The 22,858-nt window shown below is 65.3% G+C and carries 31 protein-coding genes and 1 pseudogene; 31 read left to right on the top strand and 1 reads right to left on the bottom strand.

The window, feature by feature from the left end:
• Positions 1 to 39 precede the first annotated feature (39 nt).
• From G7Y54_RS04390 to G7Y54_RS04275, 24 genes are all read left to right on the top strand, one after another.
• Entirely contained in the window at positions 40 to 360 is a 321-nt protein-coding gene (locus G7Y54_RS04390; protein WP_165078090.1) for a hypothetical protein, read from the top strand.
• A complete protein-coding gene (locus G7Y54_RS04385; RefSeq protein ID WP_165078089.1) occupies positions 360 to 1,040 on the top strand; it encodes a lytic murein transglycosylase in 681 nt (226 codons plus the stop codon). Before G7Y54_RS04390 ends, G7Y54_RS04385 begins: the two co-directional genes overlap by 1 nt.
• Entirely contained in the window at positions 1,037 to 1,402 is a 366-nt protein-coding gene (locus G7Y54_RS04380) for a hypothetical protein (RefSeq protein ID WP_165078088.1), read from the top strand. The genes G7Y54_RS04385 and G7Y54_RS04380 overlap by 4 nt, the downstream gene beginning before the upstream one ends.
• Positions 1,380 to 1,661, top strand: a complete 282-nt coding sequence (locus tag G7Y54_RS04375; RefSeq protein ID WP_165078087.1) for a hypothetical protein — start codon at positions 1,380 to 1,382, stop codon at positions 1,659 to 1,661. Before G7Y54_RS04380 ends, G7Y54_RS04375 begins: the two co-directional genes overlap by 23 nt.
• Entirely contained in the window at positions 1,661 to 2,053 is a 393-nt protein-coding gene (locus G7Y54_RS04370) for a DUF2730 family protein (protein ID WP_165078086.1), read from the top strand. Before G7Y54_RS04375 ends, G7Y54_RS04370 begins: the two co-directional genes overlap by 1 nt.
• Positions 2,054 to 2,064: 11 nt before the next feature.
• Positions 2,065 to 2,373: an ArsR family transcriptional regulator gene (locus tag G7Y54_RS04365; protein WP_165078085.1), complete on the top strand. Its 309-nt coding sequence runs from the start codon at positions 2,065 to 2,067 to the stop codon at positions 2,371 to 2,373.
• Positions 2,374 to 2,376: 3 nt separating this feature from the next.
• Positions 2,377 to 2,964 (top strand): phage protein Gp27 family protein, encoded by a 588-nt coding sequence (locus tag G7Y54_RS04360; protein ID WP_165078084.1) that lies wholly within the window; start codon positions 2,377 to 2,379, stop codon positions 2,962 to 2,964.
• Positions 2,951 to 4,381, top strand: a complete 1,431-nt coding sequence (gene terL / locus G7Y54_RS04355) for a phage terminase large subunit (protein WP_165078083.1) — start codon at positions 2,951 to 2,953, stop codon at positions 4,379 to 4,381. The genes G7Y54_RS04360 and terL overlap by 14 nt, the downstream gene beginning before the upstream one ends.
• The gene (locus G7Y54_RS04350) at positions 4,374 to 5,780 is read left to right on the top strand and encodes a DUF1073 domain-containing protein (RefSeq protein ID WP_165078082.1); all 1,407 of its coding nucleotides are present in this window, start codon (positions 4,374 to 4,376) and stop codon (positions 5,778 to 5,780) included. The genes terL and G7Y54_RS04350 overlap by 8 nt, the downstream gene beginning before the upstream one ends.
• Positions 5,777 to 7,090 (top strand): phage minor head protein, encoded by a 1,314-nt coding sequence (locus tag G7Y54_RS04345; protein WP_165078081.1) that lies wholly within the window; start codon positions 5,777 to 5,779, stop codon positions 7,088 to 7,090. Before G7Y54_RS04350 ends, G7Y54_RS04345 begins: the two co-directional genes overlap by 4 nt.
• Positions 7,068 to 7,349: a DUF4926 domain-containing protein gene (locus G7Y54_RS04340; RefSeq protein WP_165078080.1), complete on the top strand. Its 282-nt coding sequence runs from the start codon at positions 7,068 to 7,070 to the stop codon at positions 7,347 to 7,349. Before G7Y54_RS04345 ends, G7Y54_RS04340 begins: the two co-directional genes overlap by 23 nt.
• Positions 7,350 to 7,505: 156 nt before the next feature.
• Entirely contained in the window at positions 7,506 to 8,768 is a 1,263-nt protein-coding gene (locus tag G7Y54_RS04335) for a DUF2213 domain-containing protein (RefSeq protein WP_165078079.1), read from the top strand.
• The gene (locus G7Y54_RS04330; protein WP_165078078.1) at positions 8,761 to 9,213 is read left to right on the top strand and encodes a hypothetical protein; all 453 of its coding nucleotides are present in this window, start codon (positions 8,761 to 8,763) and stop codon (positions 9,211 to 9,213) included. Before G7Y54_RS04335 ends, G7Y54_RS04330 begins: the two co-directional genes overlap by 8 nt.
• Positions 9,214 to 9,235: 22 nt before the next feature.
• Positions 9,236 to 10,162 carry a DUF2184 domain-containing protein gene (locus G7Y54_RS04325; protein WP_241159372.1) on the top strand — a complete coding sequence of 309 codons (927 nt, stop codon included), beginning with the start codon at positions 9,236 to 9,238 and terminating at the stop codon, positions 10,160 to 10,162.
• Positions 10,163 to 10,164: 2 nt separating this feature from the next.
• Complete coding sequence (locus tag G7Y54_RS04320; protein WP_165078076.1) at positions 10,165 to 10,569, top strand: DUF4054 domain-containing protein; 405 nt, start codon at positions 10,165 to 10,167, stop codon at positions 10,567 to 10,569.
• Positions 10,570 to 10,577: 8 nt separating this feature from the next.
• Positions 10,578 to 11,165, top strand: coding sequence for a hypothetical protein (locus tag G7Y54_RS04315; RefSeq protein ID WP_241159371.1), 588 nt, complete (start codon positions 10,578 to 10,580; stop codon positions 11,163 to 11,165).
• Positions 11,155 to 11,520 (top strand): hypothetical protein, encoded by a 366-nt coding sequence (locus tag G7Y54_RS04310; protein ID WP_165078074.1) that lies wholly within the window; start codon positions 11,155 to 11,157, stop codon positions 11,518 to 11,520. Before G7Y54_RS04315 ends, G7Y54_RS04310 begins: the two co-directional genes overlap by 11 nt.
• Positions 11,513 to 12,085 (top strand): hypothetical protein, encoded by a 573-nt coding sequence (locus G7Y54_RS04305; protein WP_165078073.1) that lies wholly within the window; start codon positions 11,513 to 11,515, stop codon positions 12,083 to 12,085. Before G7Y54_RS04310 ends, G7Y54_RS04305 begins: the two co-directional genes overlap by 8 nt.
• A 10-nt stretch (positions 12,086 to 12,095) precedes the next feature.
• The gene (locus tag G7Y54_RS04300) at positions 12,096 to 13,574 is read left to right on the top strand and encodes a DUF3383 domain-containing protein (protein WP_165078072.1); all 1,479 of its coding nucleotides are present in this window, start codon (positions 12,096 to 12,098) and stop codon (positions 13,572 to 13,574) included.
• Positions 13,575 to 13,585: 11 nt separating this feature from the next.
• Entirely contained in the window at positions 13,586 to 14,047 is a 462-nt protein-coding gene (locus G7Y54_RS04295) for a phage protein (RefSeq protein WP_165078071.1), read from the top strand.
• Positions 14,048 to 14,056: 9 nt separating this feature from the next.
• Positions 14,057 to 14,470 (top strand): phage tail assembly chaperone, encoded by a 414-nt coding sequence (locus G7Y54_RS04290; RefSeq protein ID WP_165078070.1) that lies wholly within the window; start codon positions 14,057 to 14,059, stop codon positions 14,468 to 14,470.
• Positions 14,471 to 14,487: 17 nt separating this feature from the next.
• Complete coding sequence (locus tag G7Y54_RS04285) at positions 14,488 to 14,664, top strand: hypothetical protein (RefSeq protein WP_165078069.1); 177 nt, start codon at positions 14,488 to 14,490, stop codon at positions 14,662 to 14,664.
• A complete protein-coding gene (locus G7Y54_RS04280; RefSeq protein ID WP_165078068.1) occupies positions 14,664 to 16,355 on the top strand; it encodes a hypothetical protein in 1,692 nt (563 codons plus the stop codon). The genes G7Y54_RS04285 and G7Y54_RS04280 overlap by 1 nt, the downstream gene beginning before the upstream one ends.
• Entirely contained in the window at positions 16,352 to 16,873 is a 522-nt protein-coding gene (locus G7Y54_RS04275; RefSeq protein WP_165078067.1) for a phage baseplate protein, read from the top strand. The genes G7Y54_RS04280 and G7Y54_RS04275 overlap by 4 nt, the downstream gene beginning before the upstream one ends.
• 3 nt (positions 16,874 to 16,876) lie before the next feature.
• Here G7Y54_RS04275 and G7Y54_RS04270 read toward each other — a convergent pair whose 3' ends face one another.
• On the bottom strand, positions 16,877 to 17,377 hold the full coding sequence (locus tag G7Y54_RS04270) for a thermonuclease family protein (protein WP_165078066.1): 501 nt from the start codon (positions 17,375 to 17,377) through the stop codon (positions 16,877 to 16,879).
• Positions 17,378 to 17,438: 61 nt separating this feature from the next.
• Here G7Y54_RS04270 and G7Y54_RS04265 point away from each other — a divergent pair, with 61 nt between their 5' ends.
• From G7Y54_RS04265 to G7Y54_RS12495, 7 genes and pseudogenes are all read left to right on the top strand, one after another.
• The gene (locus G7Y54_RS04265) at positions 17,439 to 17,768 is read left to right on the top strand and encodes a hypothetical protein (protein ID WP_165078065.1); all 330 of its coding nucleotides are present in this window, start codon (positions 17,439 to 17,441) and stop codon (positions 17,766 to 17,768) included.
• A complete protein-coding gene (locus G7Y54_RS04260; protein WP_165078064.1) occupies positions 17,765 to 18,694 on the top strand; it encodes a hypothetical protein in 930 nt (309 codons plus the stop codon). The genes G7Y54_RS04265 and G7Y54_RS04260 overlap by 4 nt, the downstream gene beginning before the upstream one ends.
• A 4-nt stretch (positions 18,695 to 18,698) precedes the next feature.
• Positions 18,699 to 19,475: a Gp138 family membrane-puncturing spike protein gene (locus tag G7Y54_RS04255; RefSeq protein WP_165078063.1), complete on the top strand. Its 777-nt coding sequence runs from the start codon at positions 18,699 to 18,701 to the stop codon at positions 19,473 to 19,475.
• Complete coding sequence (locus G7Y54_RS04250) at positions 19,475 to 19,828, top strand: hypothetical protein (protein WP_165078062.1); 354 nt, start codon at positions 19,475 to 19,477, stop codon at positions 19,826 to 19,828. The genes G7Y54_RS04255 and G7Y54_RS04250 overlap by 1 nt, the downstream gene beginning before the upstream one ends.
• An 8-nt stretch (positions 19,829 to 19,836) precedes the next feature.
• Complete coding sequence (locus tag G7Y54_RS04245; protein ID WP_165078059.1) at positions 19,837 to 21,024, top strand: baseplate J/gp47 family protein; 1,188 nt, start codon at positions 19,837 to 19,839, stop codon at positions 21,022 to 21,024.
• Entirely contained in the window at positions 21,024 to 21,707 is a 684-nt protein-coding gene (locus tag G7Y54_RS04240; RefSeq protein WP_165078054.1) for a DUF2612 domain-containing protein, read from the top strand. The genes G7Y54_RS04245 and G7Y54_RS04240 overlap by 1 nt, the downstream gene beginning before the upstream one ends.
• 72 nt (positions 21,708 to 21,779) lie before the next feature.
• A pseudogene (locus G7Y54_RS12495) lies at positions 21,780 to 22,858 on the top strand (hypothetical protein); the annotation flags it as partial.

The following is a 22,858-nucleotide window of genomic DNA, read 5'->3' as shown; positions in this document are numbered from 1 at the left end:
CGAGCCTCCTGCGCTATATCAGCGCAGGAGGCTTTGCTTATGAACCTGCTCAAAAAATTGTTTGCCACGTTGCGGCCGCTCTACGACTTCCGGGCCCTCTTGCTCCTGTGCGTGGCGTTTGCCCTGGGCCTGTTTACGGACCCCGCGGCCACGCTGGGGCTTGCGGGCTACCTGGCATACGTCATCGGCATGGCCGGGGCGGCCCAGATGCTCGCCATGATCCTCATGCCCTATCTGCACCTTTCCCGCCATGTCCACGCGGCCCTGGAAAAGGGCAACGTGGCCGCCGCCCTGGTGGTGCTGGCGCGGGTGATCCTTGTGCTGGGCCTGCTCATTACCATCATGGCCTGGGGCAAATAATGTCCTCGGCGCTCATGGCCCTGCCGCTCCTGGCGCAGCTCTACCTGCCCATGCTCTACGAGGAGCACCTGGCCTATACGCCGGACTTTTACGACCCGGCCATCTATGCCGGGCAGGTGGAGCAGGAGACCTGCTACGGCCTCAAGGATAAGCGCTGCTGGAACCCGGCAACGGAGCTCAAAACCTCGCGGGAGTATGGCTTTGGGCTGGGGCAGATAACCATTGCCTACGACCGCGCGGGCAAGGTGCGCTTTGACAATTTTAAGGACGTGCAGCGCCTCCATGCCAGCCTGAAAAGATGGCGCTGGGAAGAGCGCTACGACCCGCGCCTGCAACTGCGCGCGCTGGTCCTCAAAAATCGCCAAGCCTGGAACGCCCTCAAGGGCTGCACAACTGACGAGGACCGCGCGGCCATGATGCTTGCGGCCTACAACGGTGGACTTGGCGGCGTGTTGCAGGACCGCGCCCTGTGCGGCCGCGTCAAGGGCTGCGACCAAGGCCGCTGGGCCGGACATGTGGAAGCGCACAGCACGAAGTCGCGCAAGGGCATGGGCAAGGCCTACGCGGACAAGTCCCCTTACGCCATTAATCGGGCCTACGTCCGCAACGTCATGGGCGAGCGGCGCGAGCGCTACCGCCCGGCACTGGCCGAGCTTGCGGCAAAGCCGGCGCGCCCGTGAGAAGCGTGCTCCTCTACTTGCTGCTCGCCGCGATCCTTGCGGCGACGGTGGCCATTATGCACTTGCGCGCCAGCACAGCCTCGGCCAACGCCGCCCTGTTGGAAGCAGAAGCCCTGCAACTGCGCGTGGAGGTAGCCCGCTGGCAAACGGCCTATGCCCAGGCAAAGGCCGGACAGGACGCCCTCGCCGCCCAGGCGCAGGCCTGCCTTGACCGGGAGACCGCCGCCCGCGCGGACGCCCAGGAGTGGCGGCAAATTTTGCAAGACATGACCCTCCGCGCCCTAAGCGAGGAGGAAGCCAAGGGAGTGCCGGACGATGCCACGCGCCGCGCGTTGCTTGATGCTCTTGACCGCCCTTTGTAGCGCGTGCGCGCCCGCGCCCGTCCCGAGCGAGCCCGTGGCCGCCCCGGTCATTGTGTGGCCTGCGCGGTGCGCGCGGCCAGCCGCCCCGGACCTGCCCCGGCTCTCCGGGCTCTCCCTGCTGGAAAGCCCGCAGGGCTATGCCCTGCTTAAACAACGGGACCGCATCATGCGCGACTACATTGCCGGGCTCTCCGATGCCCTGGACTGTTACGAGGCGCAACTGCCGCAAGCCGGGGCACCCGCCCAGGGAGGGGAATAATGGAACATATGGCCTCCTTGCTGTGGCACTACCTGCCCGGCATCATCCAATTCGTGGCCACGGGCGCGTGCCTGTGGCTTTGGTGGTCCATCAAGAAGGTGTTTGTCACGCGGGCTGATTGCGAGACCTGCCGCAAAACCGCCAATGCGGGCCTTGAGGCGCGCCTGGAAGCCGTGGAGAAGCGGCAGCACGCGCGCGCCACGACGTTGCAGGCCCTCAACGGCAAGCTGGACGACCTGCCGACATCGGACGAGCTCAAGGACATCACGGTCAGCGTCAAGGAGCTTGAGGGGGACCTGAAGGCCCTGCGCGCGCAGATCGACGGCTTTGAGCATATGATCGCTCGCCTGGAACGCGCCGTGGACCTGTTCCAGGAAACGCATATGCGCTAGGGGGCCCGGAAATGTCTCATAATGCCGAATTTCAGGCGCGTCTAGCGGAAGATCGCCGCCTGGTCATCCTGCGTTTTTTGGCCGAGGAGGCGGACGGCCGCATGAGTGCCAGCGTCATGCAGGACGCCCTGGAACTCATGGCGCACCACGTCCCGCGGGCCCAGGTCATGGTGGACGCGGGATACCTTGAGGAGCGCGGGCTGCTGCTGGTGGAATATGTGGGCACTGTGCCCATTTTCCGCGTCACGGCTCGCGGCGTGGAGGTGGCCAGGGGCCTTGTGACCGTGCCGGGCGTCAAGCGCCCCCGGCTGGGGGACTAGCCTATGGGCCGCAAAAGCACCGTGACGCGCCTGCCCCTTTCCCTGCGCAGTCAGATCGACAAGGCCCTGGCCCAGGGCCGCATGACGCTGGACGAGCTCCACGCCTTTGTGGCCGCAAAATGCGCGGCCGAAGGCGAGGCCCCGCCCAGCCGCACGGCCCTGTGGCGCTACTCGAGCAACTTTGAGGCGGCCGCAAAAGTCATGCGCGAGAACCGGGACATGGCCCGCGCCTTGGCGCAAGAGCTTGGCGCGGAAAGCGTGGAAAGCGAGCAGGGGCGCCTTTTGGTGGAAATGCTGCGCGGCATTTGCTACCGCGCCATCCAGGACCGCATGGGCAACCCTGACGCCAAGGTGGACGCCGCGGAAATCGACCGCCTGGCGCGCAGCTTTAAAAATCTCTCTCAGGCCATGACCCTTGAAGCGGACTTCGCCAGGCGCATCCGCGAAGAGGCAAAGCGCGAGGCAAGCGAGCAAATCCGCGCGCGCGTGCGCGAGCTGGGCAGCGCGGCCTCCATAAAAGAGCTTTCCGACGAGGACCTGGCCCGAAAGCTGGCCGAACTGACGGTGGAAGTGCCCCATGCCAGCGCGTAAACGCGCAGAAGCCATCGAGTGTTTACAGCGCGAGCAGGAGCGGCGCGCCCTCAAGGCCGAGCAGGCGCGGCGGCATATGGCCGCTTTTGTGTCCTACATCATGCCGGACTACATCCATAGCGACTTTTCCCGCGCCGTGTGCGCCGCCCTCGATGATTTTCTGGAGGGCGTGCTTGCCGGACGCCGCCCCGTCAAGCTGTTTCAGGCCCCGCCCCAGCACGGGAAATCCCAGCTTGTCTCCCGTATGTTCCCGCCCTTCGCCTTTGGCCGCAACCCGGACCTGCGCATCGCCGCGTGCAGCTATGGCGCGGACCTCGCCAGGGACATGAACCGGGACGTGCAGCGCATTATGATGTCGGAGGAATATGCGGCCCTGTTCCCCGAGGCCAGCCTGAACCCTAAGCGCGTGGTGACCTTGGAGGGCCTGGCGCTCCGTAACTCGGACCGCTTTGATATAGTGGGGCGGCGCGGCTACTACATATGCGCGGGCGTGGGCGGCGCGTTGACGGGCAAGAGCGTCGATATAGGCATCATCGACGACCCGATTAAAAATGAAGAGGAAGCCCGCTCGGCCACGGTCAAGCGCACCATCGAGGGCTGGTACAATACGGTTTTTCTGACGCGCCTGTCCCGGCGTTCCGGGCAGATCATCATGGCCACAAGCTGGGCCGTGGACGACCTCATCGGCACGGTGAGCAAAAAAAACAGCCGCGCCGAGCACCTGAAGTTTCCGGCCCTGGACGACCAGGGCCGCGCCCTGGTCCCGGAACTGCACCCGGTGGAGAAGCTGCTGGAAACCAGGGCAACGCTGTCGCCCACGCAATGGTCCGCCCTGTACCAGCAAAGCCCAGTGGCGGACGGCGGCAACATTTTCGACGAGGCCTGGTTCAGAACGTGGCGGCGCGGCGACCTGCCGGAGCGCTTTGATGAGGTCATCCAGTCCTGGGATATGACCTTCAAGGATACGGACGGCAGCGACTTTGTGGTGGGGCAGTTGTGGGCCCGCGCGGGCGTCAGCTACTACCTTTTGGAGCAGCACCGGGCGCGCATGGGCTTTACGGCCAGCAAGGCCGCGGTGCTGGCCATGTGCGTGCGGCATCCCGAGACATCGGCCGTGCTTATTGAGGACAAGGCCAACGGCCCGGCCGTGCTGGACGCCCTGCGCGACGACGTACCCGGCCTTGTGCCCATTGAACCGGACGGCAGCAAGATTGCGCGCGCCTATGCCGTGACGGCGCTCTTTGCCGGGGGCAATGTGTATTTGCCCGCGGCCGCGCCCTGGTTAGACGAGTACAAAGAGGAGCTAGTGGCCTTCCCCGCGGGGGCTCACGATGACCAAGTGGACGCCACGAGCCAGGCCTTGCGCTATCTCAAGAGCCACGGCTTGAGCGTTTGGGAGAAACTGGCCGATGATTAGACGCAAGACAAGGCCCGCGCAGCGCAGCCTGCGCCTGCGGGACGGCTTTAGCAATTTCGTGGCCCGCCTGGGCCTTTCCGAGGACAATACGCTGGCGCATAGCGGCTACCAGCCGGGGGGCTACCTCACACGCGACCGCCTGCAACTTGAGGACATGTACCGCACAAGCTGGCTCGTGGGCCGCATGGTCAACGTGGTGGCCGAGGACATGGTGCGCGGGGGCATTGACATCCAGGCGCAGTGGGACGTGGGCAAAACGGACGAGCTGTGGCAGGCCTACCGCCGCCTGGGCTGCCCCGGCCGCCTCTCCGATGCCATCAAGTGGGCGCGGCTCTACGGCGGGGCGCTGGCCGTGCTGCTCATTGACGGCGACGACCTGGGCGAGCCCCTGGACATTGCGGCCATTGGCAAGGGCAGTTTCCGAGGCCTGCATGTGCTGGACCGCTGGCAACTGTCCCCCAGTACCGCGTTGATTACCGAGCTGGGCCCGCTGCTGGGCTATCCCGAGTTTTACACGGTCAACAGCGGTGAGGGCATGGACAGGCAGCGGATACACCACAGCCGCGTCCTGCGCTTTATTGGTGTGGAGCTGCCGTGGCAGCAACGGCGTACAGAGCAGCACTGGGGCGCGAGCGTGGTGGAGCAGGCCTACGACCGCCTGCTGGCCTATGACAGCGCCACGCAAGGCAGCGCCAACCTGCTGTACAAGTCCTTTCTGCGCGTCATTGGCGTGGAGGGCCTGCGGGCTATCCTGGCCACGGGCGGCCGCGCGGAAACGGCCCTTGTCAAGCAATTTGAGATGATCCGGCAGATGCAATCCAATGAGGGCATCACGCTGCTGGACAAAAACGACACGTTTTACACCACGGGCTACACTTTCGCGGGCATGTACGATGCTTTGCAGGCCTTCGCCGAGCAGATCGCGGGCGCGACGGGTATCCCCCTGGTACGCCTTTTGGGGCAAAGCCCCAAGGGCTTTAGCAGCGGCGAGTCGGACTTGCGCACCTATTACGACACAATAGCGACATTGCAGGATGACGACCTGCGCCCAGCCCTGGACGTGGTGTTTGCGGTGCTCGCGCGCCACCTGTGGGGCGAGGCGTTGCCGGACGGCTTTACGTTTACGTTTGACAGCCTCATGCAACCTTCTGAAGTGGACAAGGCGCAGATCGCCACGGCGGACGCGCAGGCCGTTGCGGCCCTGATGCAGGCGGGCATCATCAAGGAGCCCCTGGCTCTTGCCGCCCTGCGCGACTCCTCCCGCCTCACGGGCCGTTTTGCCGGTATTACCGACGCGGACATCGAGGCCGCGGAAAAGGCCGAGAGCGCCCCTGCCGTTCCCCCGCTGGGCCCCGGCCTTGACGCGCTGGCCACAGCGGCGGGCTACGACCTGCCATGACAATGCCCTGGCAAGTCCCGGCATGGCCCGGCCTTGTGTGGACCTGGGCGGACGCTGCCAAGGCCGCGCAAGGCAGGTTCAAGCCCTCGCGCGGGGCCGAGCGTGCCTACGCGCGCGCCCTGCGAAACCTGGCGGACAAGATCGCGGGGGTGCTCGCCACGCACACCCCCGGGGACGCCGAGGAAATCCTGCGCGACTACGCCGAGACCATTGGCCCCTGGGCGCAACAGGCTGCCGCCAACATGGTGCTGGGCATAGAGCGCGACAACGCGGACAAGTTTGCGCGCCTGGCGCACCGCATGGGCTATGACATACGGACGTTTCTGGGGGGCGACGCCGTGGGGCAGGTGGTAGCCGCGCGCATTGAGGAAAATGCGCGCCTCATCAAGTCTCTGGTGCTGGACTCGGCGCTCCGAGCTGGCGAGCTGGCCCACGAGAGCCTCATCACGGGTATGCGCGCCGAGGACATGGCCGAGGAGATTTATGGCCTCAACGGCGTCACCAAGGCGCGCGCGAAGGTCATAGCAGTAACGGAGGTCAGCAAGGCGGCCACGGCCCTGACGCAGGCGCGCTCCGAGCAGTTTGGAAGTGAGGGTTACATCTGGCGCAGTGTGCGCGACGGGGCGACGCGGCCAAGCCACAGGGCAATGGAGGGCAAGTTTGTCAAATGGTCTGATCCGCCCCGGCTTGACGGCATGACCGGGCACGCGGGCGAATTTCCCAACTGCCGCTGTTACCCGGAGCCCGTCATCCCCAGGAGCGACGGCAAGGGGGTGTACCGCCCCATGCTGCCCACGCAGGAAGAGGAGCGTGAAAGCGGGCAAAGGCTCCTGCGCACACAATGGGAAAAGGCCGTGGGCTCCGAGGTCATTCCGCACCTTGAGGGCGAGCCGCTGCCCAATGTGGACAAGGCAAAATTTGATTTTGAGAGGCTGACCACCTATTCCATGAACGCCAATGCAGTCAAAAAAGACGGGACGCCTAACGAATCTGCCCGCTCAAAGGCAAGGGCGTTCAAGAAGTGGCTTGATTTTACGGACAAGGATGCCCCCAAGGTGGAAAAGCAGGTCATGGCCCAGCTTGCCAAGCTCAAGGCCATTCCCAAGGCCCCAACGGATATATACGGGCAGCGGTTCAACGTGTATGTGCCCGTCATAGGCAACAATGGCCGCGAGGTTGACGTTATGACCGCGTGGATTTATGACCGGGACTACAAGGAAGGAAAATCTGTTTCCACGCATCCGCGCATGATAAACTGCTACATCGACACGAAGAAAATCGACGAAAATGGAAAATACAAGGGAAACTGAAATCGAAGAGTTTGACGTCATCCGCCTCACGGTGCCGCTAGAGGGGCCTGATGTCTTTGACGACAAGGCCATCTACCAACTCCCGGTTGGGAGCGAAGGGACGGTCGTGTATATTTTTGGTGGCGGGGATGCCTTTGAGGTGGAATTTCTCATCTACCCGGACCCCGCGAACCATGATGACTTTGTTTCCGTTCAAATCCCGGTGAGGGCGGATCAATGTGAGCCCGGCTGGAAGCTCCCGCCCAAAAACGCCGCCTAAGACGTTTTTAAGTGCCAACATGGGCCGACCTACAGGCCGACACATTTTGACGCAGCACACGGCAAGGTAAACACCCCGTAAACACGTTTCCCAATTCCGGCCCCCCCGAACAATTTCGGGGGGGCTTTTTTTGCGCCCGTGTCCCATGATGCCCCCATGCGCATCAGAACCGTGGTCAACCTCTCCGAGCACCTCGAAAAGACGCCCGAGGGCTACCTGCTGTGCAGGGACGCCGCCCTGGGGCGGACGGGCGTCATGCGTTACCTGCCCGAGGAGGTGAGTGACGACATAACCCGCGGCTTTGCGGGCAAGGAAGTGCTGGTTTACCGGGACGACGCCGAAGTATTTGCGCCTGAAGCGCTGGCCAGCTTTGAAGGCAAGCCCCTGACGCTGGATCACCCGGACGAGGACGTGGACCCGGAAAACTGGGCCGAGCTCGCGCGCGGCATTGTCACCAATGTCCACCGGGGCACGGGCCCCGCAAGCGACCTCGTGCTGGCGGACATCCTGGTAACGGACGTGGAAGCGATTTGCGCTATCGAGGGCGGCCTGCGGGAATTGTCCTGCGGTTATGACGCAGAAGTGGAGCGCATCCGCCCCGGCGTGGGGCGGCAGACGCATATACGGGGCAATCATGTTGCCCTGGTCGATCACGGCAGGGCCGGAGGGCGCTGCAAAATCAAGGATGAGGATGCTATGGCCAAAAAGCCCAAGGGGACGCCCTGGCAGAGGCTGCGCCGCTGGCTCGATGCGGCGGAAGCCGAAGAAGTGGCCGCCAAGGCCGCGGACGAAGAAGCGCCCGCTCCGGCGGACGAGGACACGCCCGGCAAGGACGAGGAGCAGGCCCCGGCCACGACCGACGACGACATGGCCGCCAGCCTGGAAGAGCTCAAGCTCATGGTGCGCACCCTCTGCGAGGCGCTCATGCCCAAGAAAGCGGACGACAATCCCCAGGACGTGGAGCCGGGGAGCCCACAGGACGAGGAGCCCTGCGGCGACGACGACCCCGCGAGCCCACAGGACGAGGAGCCTGCCGCGCCCGCCCGTGACCGCAGGCCGAAGCGCCTGGCGGACGCGGATATGGTGCGCCGGGCCCAGGGCATGGGCCTTGCGGGCGCGCGGCCGGGGGACAATGCGGACGCCGTGCGCAGGGGCGCGCTGGCGCTGGCCATGCGCGATACGGCGAGCGCCAGCCTGGTGCGGGACATCCTGGGCGACAAGCCCCTTTCCCGCGCGAACCCGGCCGAGCTTGCCGCGGCCTTTGGCGCTGTGTCCGCGGTGGCGGCCAGCCGCAACAATACCCGCACGGCGGACAGCCTGACGCGCACCGCCGCCAATGGCGCCCGGAAGGTATGGACCCCCGCGGACATCAACAAGGCCAACGCCGCTTTCTACGGCAAGGGAGGCAACAATGGGTAACGCTTACCTCTTCAGGATGCCCGCGGGCTTTGCCGGGGACGTGACCCGCAAGGCCGAGGCGACCGTGGAGTCCGGCCTCATGGGCGAGGACGTGCCCTTCGGCGCGCCCGTCAAGCTGGACGGCACGGGCAAGCTCTCGCCGCTTTCGGCCGCGGGCGACGCCGTCTATGGCTTTATGGTCCGGCCCTATCCCACGCAGGACCAGCAGGCCACGGCCGGGAGCATCCAGGACTGCATGAGGCGGGGCTACATGGCCGTGCGGCTTGCCCGCGGTACGGCCGCCAAGGGCGCGGCCGTCCATGTGCGCATAGCGGCCGCCGAAGGCAAGGCCGTGGGCGACATCGAGGCCACTGCGGTCAAGGACGAGACGCTGGAAGTGCCCGGCTGCATCTTCATGGGGCAGGCGGACGACGGCGGCATCGTCGAGATCGCCTTCAACATCTAAGGGGGCTGAAAGCATGTTTACGATGGATGCAACGAAAATCCGCGATGCCGGGGCCTTCCTGGAGGGGGAACTCGAGCGCCTGGACCCGGAACTTCACGGCCCCCTGGCGGCCGTGACCTGGGGCCGCGACATTGACCTGCGCGAGGACGTGACCCTCGCCGACGAGGTGTCCAGCTACACCAACACCAGCTTTGCGGCTATGGGCGGCATCTACGCGGGTGGCATCAACTGGGTTGGCAAGGACGCCACGGCCATTCCGGGCGTGGCCGTGAACATTGAAAAGTCCAGCAAGCCCCTGCGCCTCTGGGCCAATGAGATTGGCTACACAGTCAAGGAACTGGCGGCCGCGCAGCAGGTGGGCCGCCCCATTGACCGCGAAAAGCTGGACGCCATGCACCTCAAGCACCAGATGGACATCGACCAGATGGTCTATGTGGGCGACGCCGCCGTGGGGGCAACGGGGCTTTGCAACAACCCGGACGTGGCCACGACCACGCTCACCAAGCTGTGGAGCGCGTCCACGCCGGACGAAATCCTTGCCAGCATCAACAAGCTCCTGGAAACCGCCTGGGAAGCCAGCGCCTACGCCATCCTGCCGGACCGCCTGCTGGTCCCGCCCAAGGCCATGAGCTGCCTGACCAAGCCCATGACCGAGGCGGGCAGCATCAGCATCCTGCAATATGTGCGCGAGCAGTGCCTTTGCAACACCGTCAACGGCCGCCTGCTGGAGGTGGCCCCGGTCAAGCACCTGGACGGCATCGGCGCGGCCAAGAAGAGCCGCATGGTGGCCTACACCAAGGCGCGCCAGTATGTGCGCTATCCCCTTGTGCCGCTCCAGCACACGCCCGTGGAGTACCGCAGCCTGTACCAGATGACCACCTACTACGCCGCCCTGGGCGAGGTGGAGTTTGTCTATCCCGAGACCGTGGCCTACGCGGACGGGGTGTAGGCATGTGCGACGTGGCGGCCTTCCGCGAGGCGTTCCCGCAGTTTTCGCCGGACCTTGTGCCGGACGGCCGCGTGGCGTTCCACCTGCGGGTGGCGGGCAAACTGTTGCCCGCTACCCGCTGGGGGGACCTGCTTGAGGAGGGCATGGGCCTCTACGCCGCGCACCAGATCACCCTGGAGCTTGAGGCGGCAAAGGACACCGCAGGCACGGGCGGCATCAACGCGGCCGCCGGGCCCGTGACCAGCGAGACCAAGACAGTAGGCGGCCTCTCGCACTCCACCACGCGCACGGGCGCGGCCGCCCAGGGCAATGCCCTTTCCGGGGCTGGCCAATACAATTTGACGAGTTACGGCCAACAGTTTTGGGCCCTGGTGCAAATCGTGGGGGCCGGGGGCATGGTGGTATGAGGCCCACGTTGAGCGTCAGGCAGACAGCGGACCAGACGGGCGCGATCCGCAGGGCCGTTGCCAACTTGAGCGGGCAGGACGTGCTCGTGGGCGTGCCCGCCGAAAAGGCCGGGGCGCGCCAGGGGGGCATCAACAACGCCGAGCTGTCCTACATTCACGAGTTCGGGGCTCCCGCGGCGGGCATCCCGGCCCGGCCACACCTTATTCCAGGCATCGAGGCAATCATCCCCGAGGCCGCGGAGGAGCTTAGGGCGGCCGCCAGCGCGGCTCTGGAGGGCAAGGAGCAGGCCGTGGACGCGGCGCTCAACAAAGTGGGGACGCTCGCGCAAAACGCCGTGCGGGCAAAATTCCAGGATAACGACTGGCCGCCGCTCAAGGCGGAAACGCTGGACTACAAGCCCCTGCTGAAAAATGACGAGGGCAAGGTCCTCAAGGACAAAAAGGGAAAGGAAAGGCGGGGCAAGTCCCGCCGCGAGCAGGGCAAGCTCAACCCGCTTTTGGTCACGGGCCAGCTTATGAAAAGCCACACCTATGTGATCCGCAAGCGCGGCGGGGGCAGTGGCCTTATTACGCCAGGGGGCGGCAATGGCGCTTGACATTTCCTACCTGCTTTCTGACCCGGACTTTTGCGCGGCGTTCACGGTGGAGCGGTGTGTGGAAAGTGTTGACGACAAGGGCCGGGCGCAACTCACAAGCGAGGTCCTGCCCTGGCGGGGCGTGGTCCAGCCTGCCACGCCGCGCGAGCTTGAGCGCCTCGCCGAGGGCGACCGCGACCGGGAAACCATCACTGTCTACAGCCGCGAGCCCCTGCGCGTGGGCCAGCGGCCGGAAGGCACGGCCGCGGACGTCATCCTCTGGCAGGGGCAGCGCTACGAGGTGGCCAGCGTGGAGACCTGGCCCGGCTATGTGCGCGCCCTGGCCACGCTGCTGCCCGAGGCAACCCATGACTGACGCGAGCAGCCTGGCGGCCGGGTGGCTTAGGCCCGCTCCCGGCCCGGAAGAGCCTGCCCTTGAGGACGTGCTGCACGACATGGTCTGCGCCCTCACGGGCCTTCCCGGCGACCTGGTGCGCCCCCGCTGGCAGCCCAAGCCGCCCGCGGCCCCGGTGCCGGACGTGGACTGGTGCGCCCTGGGCATTGTGGGCGAGGACGCGCCGGGCGGCGCGGCCTGGCATGAGGGCGGATGCACACGGCTGGCCATGCATGAGTCCCTGACCGTGCTTTGCAGCTTTTACGGGCCCCACGCGCGGGAGCACGCGCGCGCCGTGCGCGACGGCCTTTGGGTTGAGCAAAACCGGGCCATGCTGCGCGACCCGGCCAACCTGGCACTGGTGCGCGTGGGCGGCATAACGCCAGCCCCGGAGCTTGTGGACGGCCGCTGGCAGCGCCGCCAGGACATGAGCATCACCTTCACGCGCGGGCCGTGGCTCGGCAAGCGCGAGCCCGGCGAGGGCGTTACGGACATCAAGGACCTTAAAACCGCCCAGGCCTGCGGCCTGTGCGGGCGCTCAAGATAAGGAGGCAGCAATGGCCACAAAAGCCCTTTCCGTTGACCGCGTGGTCAATGTCACCGTCAACCTGCAACCGCTGGCCGCCAGCCGCCGCAACTTCGGCGTCCTCCTCATTGCCGGGGCCTCGCCTGTCATCACGGCGGCCGAGCGTATCCGCACCTACACGGGCATCGACGGCGTGGCCGCGGACTTCGGCATCCACGCCCCCGAATACCTGGCCGCGGAACTCTTTTTTTCACAGTCCCCGCGCCCGGCCATTTTGCAAATCGGCCGCTGGGTTAAGACGGCAAGCCCCGCCCAGCTCACGGGCGGCATCCTCACGGCCGAGGAAATGGCCATGTCCCGCTGGGGCGTCATTGCCGACGGCTCCCTGGTCATCAGCGTGGGCGGCGTGGAAACGGCCCTCGAGGACCTGGACTTTACGGCCGCGACCAACCTCAACGCCGTGGCGGCCGCCATTGACACCAAGGCCGCGAGCGCCGGGGCCAACTGCACCTTTGACGGCGAGCGCTTTACCTTGACCAGCAAGGCCACGGGCGCGGAAGCCACGCTCAACTGGTGCGGCGACGCCGAAAACGGTACGCCGCTGGCCGCCATGCTGAAGCTCACGCAGGCCACGGGCCTCGCGCCCCAGGACGGCCAGGACGCCGAAAGCCTGAAAGAGTGCGCCGTGGAACTGGCGGACCGGGGCGACTGGTACGGCTTTGCCGTGGCGGACCCGGACCTCACCGTGGACGAGCACCTCGCCGTGGCGCAATACCTTCAGGCCGCGCCCAAAAGCCGCATCTACGCGGCCACCATTACCGACACCCGCGTGCTGGACAGTGTTTACGCGGACGACCTGGCTAGCCGCGCCAAGGCGCTGAAGCTCTCGCGCTGCTTTGTGTGCTACAGCGCCAACCCCTATGCGGCCATAAGCGCCATCGGCCGGGCCTTTACGGTCAATTTTTCGGCCAACCGCTCCACCATTACGCTGAAGTTCAAGCAGCTGCCCAGCGTGGAAGCCGAGGGCCTTACCGAAAGCCAGGCGAACACCCTGGCGGCCAAGCGCTGCAACGTCTTTGCGGCCTACAATAACGACACGGCCATTTTGCAGGAAGGCGTCATGAGCGGCGACGCCTGGTTCGACGAGGTACATGGCACTGACTGGCTCCAAAACGCCGTGCAAACCGAGCTGTGGAACCTGCTCTACCAGTCCAAGACCAAGATTCCGCAGACCAACAGCGGCGTGAACCAGCTCATTGCCTGCATTGAAAACGTCATGGAGCAGGCCGTCAACAACGCCCTGGTGGCGCCTGGCACCTGGAACGGCGACGGCTTTGGGCAAATCGAGCGCGGCGATTACCTGCCCAAGGGCTATTACGTCTATTCCGAGCCCATCGAGTTGCAGGCGCAGAGCGAGCGCGAACAGCGCAAGGCCCCGCCCATCCAGTGCGCCATCAAGCTGGCCGGGGCCATCCACTCCGTTGATGTGGCCATCAACGTCAACCGCTAAGGGGGGCAATCATGGGCTTTGCATATTCTTTCCTGGACGTTCAGGCCGCCATTTCCGGGCCCGGGGGCAATTTCCCCCTGTCCGGCGACCGCGTGGGCATTGCCCAGGAGGGCATCACCATAACGCCCACGGGCGACAAGGACGTGATGACCATCGGCGCGGACGGCGCGGCCATGCACTCCCTGATTGCGGACTGCTCGGGCAGTATCACCGTGACCCTGCTGCGCACCAGCCCGGTTAACCGCCTGCTGCAAAACCTCTACAACACGCAGAGCAAGTCCAGCTCCTCCTGGGGCCGCAACACCATAACCATTCGGGACATTGCGCGCGGGGACACCGTGACCTTACAGGAGGTGGCCTTCGCCAAGGCCCCGGACAAGGTCTTTGCGCAGGAGGGCGGGACCTACCAGTGGACTTTCTACGCGGGCAAGATCGAGAGCCAGATCGGCAGCGGCACGCCGGAAATCCTCTAGAGGCAAGCCATGAAGGAAGTGATTATCCAGGGCAAGACGTACCGCACGGGCAAGCTCAACGCCTTTGCGCAAATGTACATCATCAAGCGCGCCGCGCCCGTGCTGGGCAAGGTCCAGGGCCTTTTGCAGCAGGCGGACATGGAGCACCCCGAGAGCTTTGTGGGGCCGCTGGGCGAGGCCATTGGCGCGCTCCCGGACGAAAGCCTGGAATACATTTGCAACGCCTGCCTGGACGTGTGCGCCCGCCGCGTGGAGGGCGGCGGCTGGGCGCCCCTGCGCCAGAACGGGGCGACCATGTACGCGGACCTTGACCTTTTGACCCTGCTTTCGCTTACGGCGCACACCCTCCAGGACAACCTTGCGGGGTTTTTTCTCGCGCTCCCCTCGATCGCGCCGGGTGGGGGGGAGACGGCGACGGCGTAAGCGTTGAGTGGGTAGCCATGCCGGACGGCCTCGACTGGCTCCTTAGGCCCGCCGTGCGCGGCATGTGCCGTTATGAGAGCCTTAAAAACGGCAGCCTGGACCTTGCGGACGTGGCGGCCATGAATGACGCCCTGGACGTGGCGGCGGAAAATGAGCGGCGTTACCTCGCGGCGCTGAAACACAAGGGCACATAATGGCGGCGACCATTGCCGAATTTTTGGCCAGCATTGGCTTTAAAGTCGATGAAAAGGGCATGAAGGCGGCCCTCGCCAAGGTGGCGGGCTTTGGGGCCGCGTGTTCAGTGGCCGCGGGCGCGGCCATTGCGGGCATCATGCGCGTGGCGCAAAGCGAGGTTGAGCTTGCCAAAAAGGCCGAGAGCCTGGGCGTGCCCATTCAAAAGTTGGAGGAGCTCGGCTATGTGGCCGAGCAGACAGGGGCCTCAGCCTCCGCCGTGGCATCAAGCCTGGCCAGCCTCAAGAGCAAGTACCCGCACATAAAGGACACGAGCGTGCTTTTGGAGCGCGCGGGCCGGGCCATGCGCGGCATGAGTGACCAGGCCGCGCGCCTCTATGCCCAGCGCATGGGCATTGACCCGGCCCTTGTGCCCATGCTTACGCGCGACGTGGGAGAGCTCAAAAGCGAGTTTGCGGCCATGTACGCCGTGGCGGGGCGCGACGCGCAAAAGGCCGCGGAGGACAGCAAGGCCTTTATGGCCGAGCTGGGCAAGCTGCGCTCCATGTGTGATCTTCTGGCCAAGGCAGTTGGCGGGGCCTTCCTGGGCAAGATCAGGGGGGACATCGAGAGCCTGCGCCGCGTCGTCATGGAGAACTTCGGCAAGATCAAGCGCCTGTTTGAGACGATCATCGGCCTGGTCCTGCGCGTGGCCGGGGTTGTGGGGGCCTTTGTGCGCCGTGTCGTCACCTGGGCGGCGGCACTGGTGTCCTGGTATGACAAGCTGGACGACGGGCAAAAGCGCATTGTCCAGGGCCTCGCGCTCTTTCTGGGCGCATGGAAGCTGCTCAACGCGGGTTTTCTGGCGACGCCCCTGGGCCTCATTGTGGCCGGGCTGGCCGCCGTGGTGGCCCTCATTGACGACTATTGCACCTATATGGAAGGGGGCGAGTCCTACTTTGATTGGGGGCCGTGGGCCGGGACCATTGAGACGGTGCGCAAGGCCATTGGCGGCGCCATTTCCGCGGTGCTCAAATTTTGCTCCGAAAATGAACGCCTGTTTACGGCCATAGCCACGGGCCTTGGCGTGGCCCTGTCCCTCAAGGGGGCGCTCCTGGCGGTCAAGGGCGTCCTGGGCGGCGTGACTATGGCCTTCCGCGTGCTGTGGGGCATCCTCAAGGCCAACCCGCTTGGCATCATCATCACTCTGGCCGCCCTGGTCATCGAGTATTGGGAGCCCATTAAAGAGTTTTTCGCGCACCTCTGGGACGGCTTTGCGGATGCCTTCCCGGACGTGGCGGCCTGGGCGCAAGGGGCAGGCAAGGCCATAATGGACTTTTTTGCCCCGGCCATTGACTGGATCAAGGGCAAGATCAAGAGCATGGCGTCCATCCTGCCCGAGTTCCTGCAAAAAAAGCTGGGCCTTTCCGGGGAAGCGGCCGCGCCGGAAAAGCAGGGTGCGCCCGCGCCGGAAAAGCAAGGTGCGCCCGCGCCTGTCGCGCCGCCGACCATTCCGCAGGGGGCCGCCCTCAAGCCCTCGCCCCTTCAGGCGCACGGCGCGGTCAACAAAAACACGAGCGTCAAGGTGGACAGCAAGGCCGAAATCACGGTCAACGGTGCGCAAAGCCCCGAGCAGGTGGCGGGCAAGGTGGCCGCGGCGCAGGGCAACGTGGCCGCAGACATTGCGCGCAACACGCAGGGGGCGGTCCGGTGAGTGAGAGCGGGACAATCATAACGGGCCGCAACCTGGGCGGCCTGCAATTTGCCGTGGTGGTGGAGGAGGCCCACGAGGACAAGGTGACCATAACCGAGCACCCCGTGGAGCAGGGTGCGAAAATCAACGACCACGCCTACGTCGAGCCCGCCAGCCTGACCATACGCGCGGGCCACTCGGATGCCGCGGGCCCAGGGGCCAGCCGGGAGCTTTACGAAAAGCTGCTCGAGCTCATGCGCAAGCGCGAGCCCGTGGAAATAGTCACGGGCAAGCGCCTTTACAGCAACATGCTGGTGGAGGCCGTAAACACTACAACGGACAGCACAAGCGAGCACGCTCTTTTTGTCACCGCGCAATGCCGCGAGGTCATCATCGTCCAGACACAGACCACCAGTGTGCCCCCGCGAGAGAAGCACAAAAACGCCGGGCGCACCGGGGGCAGCGCGGACAAGGGGCAAAAGCAGGCCAAGGCAGCACCCGAGAAAAGCAAAAGTCTGCTCAAGGCAGGCCTCGGTTAGGTGCTATCTCCTACGCCGATTTGCCCTGCGCCAATCCCAGGGCGGCATGGCATGAGGATCAGCCCATAACCCTAGTTTTGCAGCCTGCGCCTCGACCTCATCAATGCGCCACCTTTTGCACTCCGGGGCCTTACAATAGTGCGTATAGACCCACGCCATACCCTGCCGAATCATGGCACGGTTGACATCCTCCCCGCCGGGACCAGTGATAAGGCCGAGGACGCGCCCATAGCGGTCAACGCCCATACTGCGCACGCGCACTTCTTTACCCGCAATCATTTCCGCAATGGCTTGGCGAGCACGGTTGCCGTAGGCCTGGCGTTTTTCCGGGCAGTCTATCCCATACAGCCTGATTTTTACCTGCCGGTTGCCGCCCGTGAGGATAGTAACGGTGTCCCCATCAGCAATATGCACGACTTTGCCTGACAGTATCTCCGCCGCCTGCACGGTAAGAGCCATCACCAGTGCGGCTATGCACAGCCCAAAAACAAAACTCTTGCGCATATATCCCCCCCCGAACTATTTCGGGGGATAGCATAAGCCCTTCCGCTGGTACAGTGCCCGCATGGCACTGTACGAGATACCCCTGACACCTGAGCCGCAGAGTATCGGCATAAGCCTGGCCGGACGCGAGCTGCACCTGGCCGTGCGCTGGGCGGAAAGCCTCTGCCCTGACGCGCCGGGGGGCTGGATGCTGGACATTTTTGACGCGCCTGACGACCTTGCGCCGCTGGTGCTGGGTATTCCCCTGGTGGCGGGCTGCGATCTTTTGCGGCCCTATGCCTATCTGGGCATTGGCGGGGGCCTCCATCTTTCCGGGGACCTGCCGCCCACGCTGGAAAATCTGGGCGAGGACGTGCGGCTGCTGTTTGAAACGGAGGACGCGGCCCAATGAGCCAAAATGAGCATGAGGAAGGCAGGCAGTGGCTCCGCGCCTGCTCGCTTATCGTGGGCCCGGACAGTGGCGAGGGGCTGGACCTTTCGGCCCTGCGTATCACTTTTGCCACCAAAAAGGGCGATACCGAGACGCCCAACAGCGCCGAGATCAACGTCTATAACCTCGCGGACGACACGGCCGCGAAGATTCGCCGCGAGTTTACCCAGGTCAACCTGGCCGCGGGCTATGAGGACAACCTGGGCACAATATTCCGCGGCAATATCCGGCAGGTGCGAGTCTTCCGCGAGAACGGCGTGGACACGGTGCTGGCCATTTTGGCCGCGGACGGCGACCGCGCCTACAATTTTGCCACGGTCAACACCACATTGGCCGCGGGCTCCCGCCCGGCGGACCGCGTGCGCGTGTGCCAGGGAAGCATGGAGGGCAAGGGCGCCAAGCCCGGCTATACGCCGGACCTGGGCGGCCAGAGGCTTCCGCGTGGCAAGGTCATGTACGGCATGACCAGGCAGTACATGCGCGACGAGGCGCGCGACACGGGTACGGACTGGTGCATCCAGGACGGCAAGGTGCAAATGGTCCCGCGCAAGGGCTATTTGCCCGGCGAGGCCGTGGTGCTGACGCATGAGACCGGGCTTGTCGGCAGCCCCGAGCAGACACAGGACGGCATCACCGTGCGGGCACTCCTCAACCCACGGCTGCGCGTGGGCGGCCGCATCAAGCTCAATAACGCGCAGGTCAAGGCCATGCAGTCGCCCTTGAAGCAGGCGGCCGGGCAGCAGGCCCCGCGCATGGACGCGGACGGCTTTTACCGCATCCTCAAGGTTGAGTTTCGAGGGGACACGCGCGGCAATGACTGGTACGCCGACATGGTGTGCATCGGCATTGACGACACCGCGCGGCTCCCGCTGGACCAGGTGAGGTAGCAACGTGGACCGCATAGAGCGCACAAGTGACGACGTGGAGGCCCTGCGCCGCGCCCAGGAGGGCCAGCAGGCGCAACTCTGGACGGCCCTGCCCGGCATTGTCCAGGCCTTTGACCCCGTAGCCATGACCGTGAGCGTACAGCCCGCGGTCATGGGCAGCGTGGCGGACGAGCGCGGCCAGGTCAAGAGCCAGGCCATGCCCCTGCTGGTGGACGTGCCCGTGGTGTTTCCCTGCGGGGGCGGCTTTTCCCTGACCTATCCCATCAAGCCCGGCGACGAAGCCCTGGTGGTGTTTTCCAGCCGTTGTATAGACGGCTGGTGGCAGGGCGGCAAAGCCGTGCCGCCTCCCGATAGCCGGATGCATGACCTTTCCGACGGGCTGGCCTTTGTGGGCCCCCGCTCCCAGGCGGGCAAGCTGGACCCCCCCGTGGACCCGGAAAACGTGCAACTGCGCATGGACGACGGCAAGGCAAGCCTGACCATCAGGCCGGACATGACGCTGGACATGCGTAATGAGCAGGGCAGCCTGGTCATTTCCCCGGCCGGGGAAATAACGCTTGAGGCCAGCGCCAGCCTTACCATCAAGGCCCCGCAAGTGACCATTGAGGGCAACCTGACCGCCACGGGAGCAAACGGCGGCGCGGGCGTTATCAGTATGCGCGGGGCCGTGAGCCTTGAGGGCACGCTGGACACCACGGGCGACATGACCGCCGAGGGCAAGAGCGTGGCGCACCACACGCACCAGGGCGACTCCGGCGGCACAACGGGAGAGCCCGCCTGATGCGTTACCGCAAGCTGGACAATGCCGGGGACTTTCGCCTCGGCCACGGCGAGGCCGATTATTTTGTGGACGATGCCCTGGGCGTGGCGCAGGCCGTAAAAACGCGGCTGGCCCTGCTTTCGGGCGAGTGGTTCCTGGACCTTACCGAGGGCACGCCCTACGCCACGCACGTCTGGGGCAAGCAGACGCGCGAGACCTACGACCCCATTTTGCGCCGCCGCATCTTGCAAACGCAGGGCGTGCGCGCCCTTACGAGCTATGAGAGCTCGTGGGACGCCGAAACGCGCAGGCTGACCGTGACCGCGGAAATTGACACTGTTTACGGCCCGGCCACAGTGGCAGCGACGCTATAGGAGGCAGTATGCCGGAGAGCGCATACATCGACCGGGACGGCTACCACCTGCCCGAGTACCCGGCGACACTGGAAAAGATGCAGCAGAGCCTGCGGGATATTTTCGGGGCTGACCTGTACCTTGAGCCGGATAGCCAGGAGGGCCAGCTTGCCGCCATTGTGGCGCTGGCGCAGCAGGATACCTATGCCCTGGCCTGCGCCGTGTATAACGCCTTTTCCCCGCAGACGGCGCAGGGCGCGGGCCTGTCCCGCATGGTGATCATCAACGGCATACGACGGCAGGCCGCGGGCGTGAGCACAGCGCCCGTGCGCCTTACGGGCGTGGCCGGGACCATAATCAAGGCTGGCCAGCTCGAGGACGATGCAGGGCGCAAATGGGATTTGCCCGCCGAGGTTATCATTCCCGTGGCCGGGGAAATCACGGTGACGGCCACGGCGCAGGAGGCCGGGGACATCCACGCCGCCGCGGGCGAGATCAAGATAATAGCCACGCCCTGCCGGGGCTGGCAAAGCGCCGTCAATACCGTGGCCGCCACGCCCGGCCGCGCGGTTGAGACTGACGCGGCCCTGCGCGAGCGGCAGGCCGTCTCCACGGCGCTGCCCAGCCGCACGGTGTTCGAGGGCACGCTGGGGGCCGTGGCGGCCGTGCCGGGCGTGACCCGCTGGCGCGGCTACGAAAATGACACCAATGTGGAGGACGCCAACAATCTTCCGCCGCACAGCATTTGCCTTGTGGTGGAGGGGGGCGACGCCAGGGCCATTGCGGACGCCATAGCCGTTAAAAAGACGCCCGGCTGCTACACCTACGGCAACGTGGAGGTGTTGACCCGCGACGAAATGGGCGTCCCTAACCCTATCCGCTTTTTTTACGCCGCGCCCGTGCGCGTACGCCTGCGCGTCACCCTCAAGCCCCTGGCGGGCTTTTTGTCCAGTACCGCGCAGGCCATTCGCGAAAATCTTGCGGCCTACGTCAACGCCCTGCCCATTGGCGAGGACGTGCTTGTGAGCCGCCTCTTGTGCCCCATAAATGAGGCGGACGTGCCCGGCCGCAGGTCCTTTGACGTGCTGGCGGTGGAGCTTTGCACGGGCGACGCCCCGGACGACGCGGCCGAGTGGCAGCAGGCCAATTTGCCCATTACCTTTAACGCCGCCGCGAGTTGCGCGGTAGAGGACGTGCTGCTGCCGGGGGGCGACTAATGCCCGGCGTTGCGGACTACGTTGCCCTGGTGACAAGCGAGCACCGCCGCCCGCGTTTTCTGGCGCTGGTGGCCGCGTGCGTCCAGCCCTATGCGGACGCCCAGGCTTTCCTTTGCCAGCTTCCCCCGGCCTTTGACGTGGACACGGCCGTGGGCGTGCAGCTTGACGCCGTGGGCCTGTGGGTAGGCGTCACCCGCTACCTGCAAACGCCCCTGGAAGGCGTCTATTTTAGCTGGGACGTGGAGGGCGTGGGCTGGCAGGAGGGCGTGTGGAAAGGCCGCTACGACCCGGCCTCGGGTCTCTCTGTGCTGGATGACGACAGCTTCCGGCGCCTGGTCAAGGCGCGCATTACCGCCAATGCCTGGGATGGCAGCGTGCCCCTGGCCTACGCTGTCTGGCGCATGGCCTTTGCGGACACAGGCAGCCTCCTGGTTATCCAGGATAACCAGGACATGAGCATGAGCGTGGGCATAGCGGGCATAAGGCCCGATGCCGTATTCCGCGCGCTGCTCACGGGCAACTATATCCCGCTCAAGCCCGAGGGCGTGCGCATAAACTGGTACGCCGTGACGCCGGACGGCGACAAGCTGTTCGCGTGGGATTGCGACTCGGCGGCCCTTGCGGGGTGGCCTGACGAGGCCGGGAGCGGCGGCCGCTGGCCCGAGTTCCTGGTTCCGGCATAATCACGCCTCCCGAACAATTTCGGGGGACACCAGGCCAGCAAAGCCCCGTAGAGTACCCCGAGGAGGCCAGACATGGCACAGGCACAAACCGTTGCGGACCTCAAGGACACGGGCGTCACCGTTGCGCCCGAGGCCGTTATCAATGAGATTTTGCCCTTCTGCGCGCAGGGGCAGGAGGGCCGCGACCTGCTTACGCAGGCCGAGTACGCCCAGGACATGCAGCGCATTATTGGCCACCAGCCGGGCATTGCCCGCGCCAAGCTCGCCAACAAACAGGCCCGGCAGGTTGCGCATATGGCCGCGGGCCTCGCGCAATTCCTGGCGCGCCGCTTTGCTCCGGGCGTCCTCGACGACGGCGACCTGGACAAAGTGGAGGCCGCCCTGGTGAGGGCCATTCGTGCCCTTGAGCCCCGGCATGACGCCTCTTTTGCGCTGTGCGAGAGTGCCGCGGACGAGCCCGTCAAGGCCCTGGAAATAGAGGGCCTTGACCTTGTGCCCGGCTCCAAGGTGTACCTGCGCTTTGCCCACGTCAACACGGCCGTCAACCCGCGCATCAGCATCAACGGCGGCAACGCCGAGCCCCTGCTTTGGGAGGGCGTGGCCCCGGAAGTGGGCGATCTGGCCGCTGGCCAGGTCTATGAGGTCATTTACACCGGATTGGCCTGGCAGATCATGGCGGGCATGGCGCGGACGCGCATATGCCAGACTGCGTGGTTCGAGGATACGTTATCTCGTCCGGGCTTTGTGCCGCTCAACGGCAGCGTGGTGGAGGACTTTGCCGCGACCTGGCCGCAGGCGTATGCCTACCTGCAAACCGCCCACGGGCAGGCGCGCTGCTTTGCAAGCCTCGCCGAGCGCCAGGCCGCCCACGTCGCCATCTGGCATACCCTGGCCAGCGGCGCGACCGTGGGCTGGGAAGGTGTTGGCGGCGTGAGCAAGTTTTTTTACGACGCGGCCGCAGATGCCCTGTATATGCCGGACCTCACGGGCATGTTTCGCGCAATGGCCGGGGACGGGGTGATTGCTCCCAGCATGGGAGGGGTGATGAGCGACCGGGTGCGAAATGGTTCCGGGTATACAGCTCTTGGCGTGATAACTGATCGCTCCGATAATACCGTAACTGGCAGCGGCATTATTGTGTTACAAGGTGG

It is taken from the genome of Desulfovibrio sp. ZJ746 (assembly GCF_011039155.1).
GTDB lineage: Bacteria > Desulfobacterota > Desulfovibrionia > Desulfovibrionales > Desulfovibrionaceae > Desulfovibrio.
The sequence above is the reverse complement of the archived record's forward strand: the minus strand, read 5'-3'. Positions and strand labels throughout refer to the sequence as shown.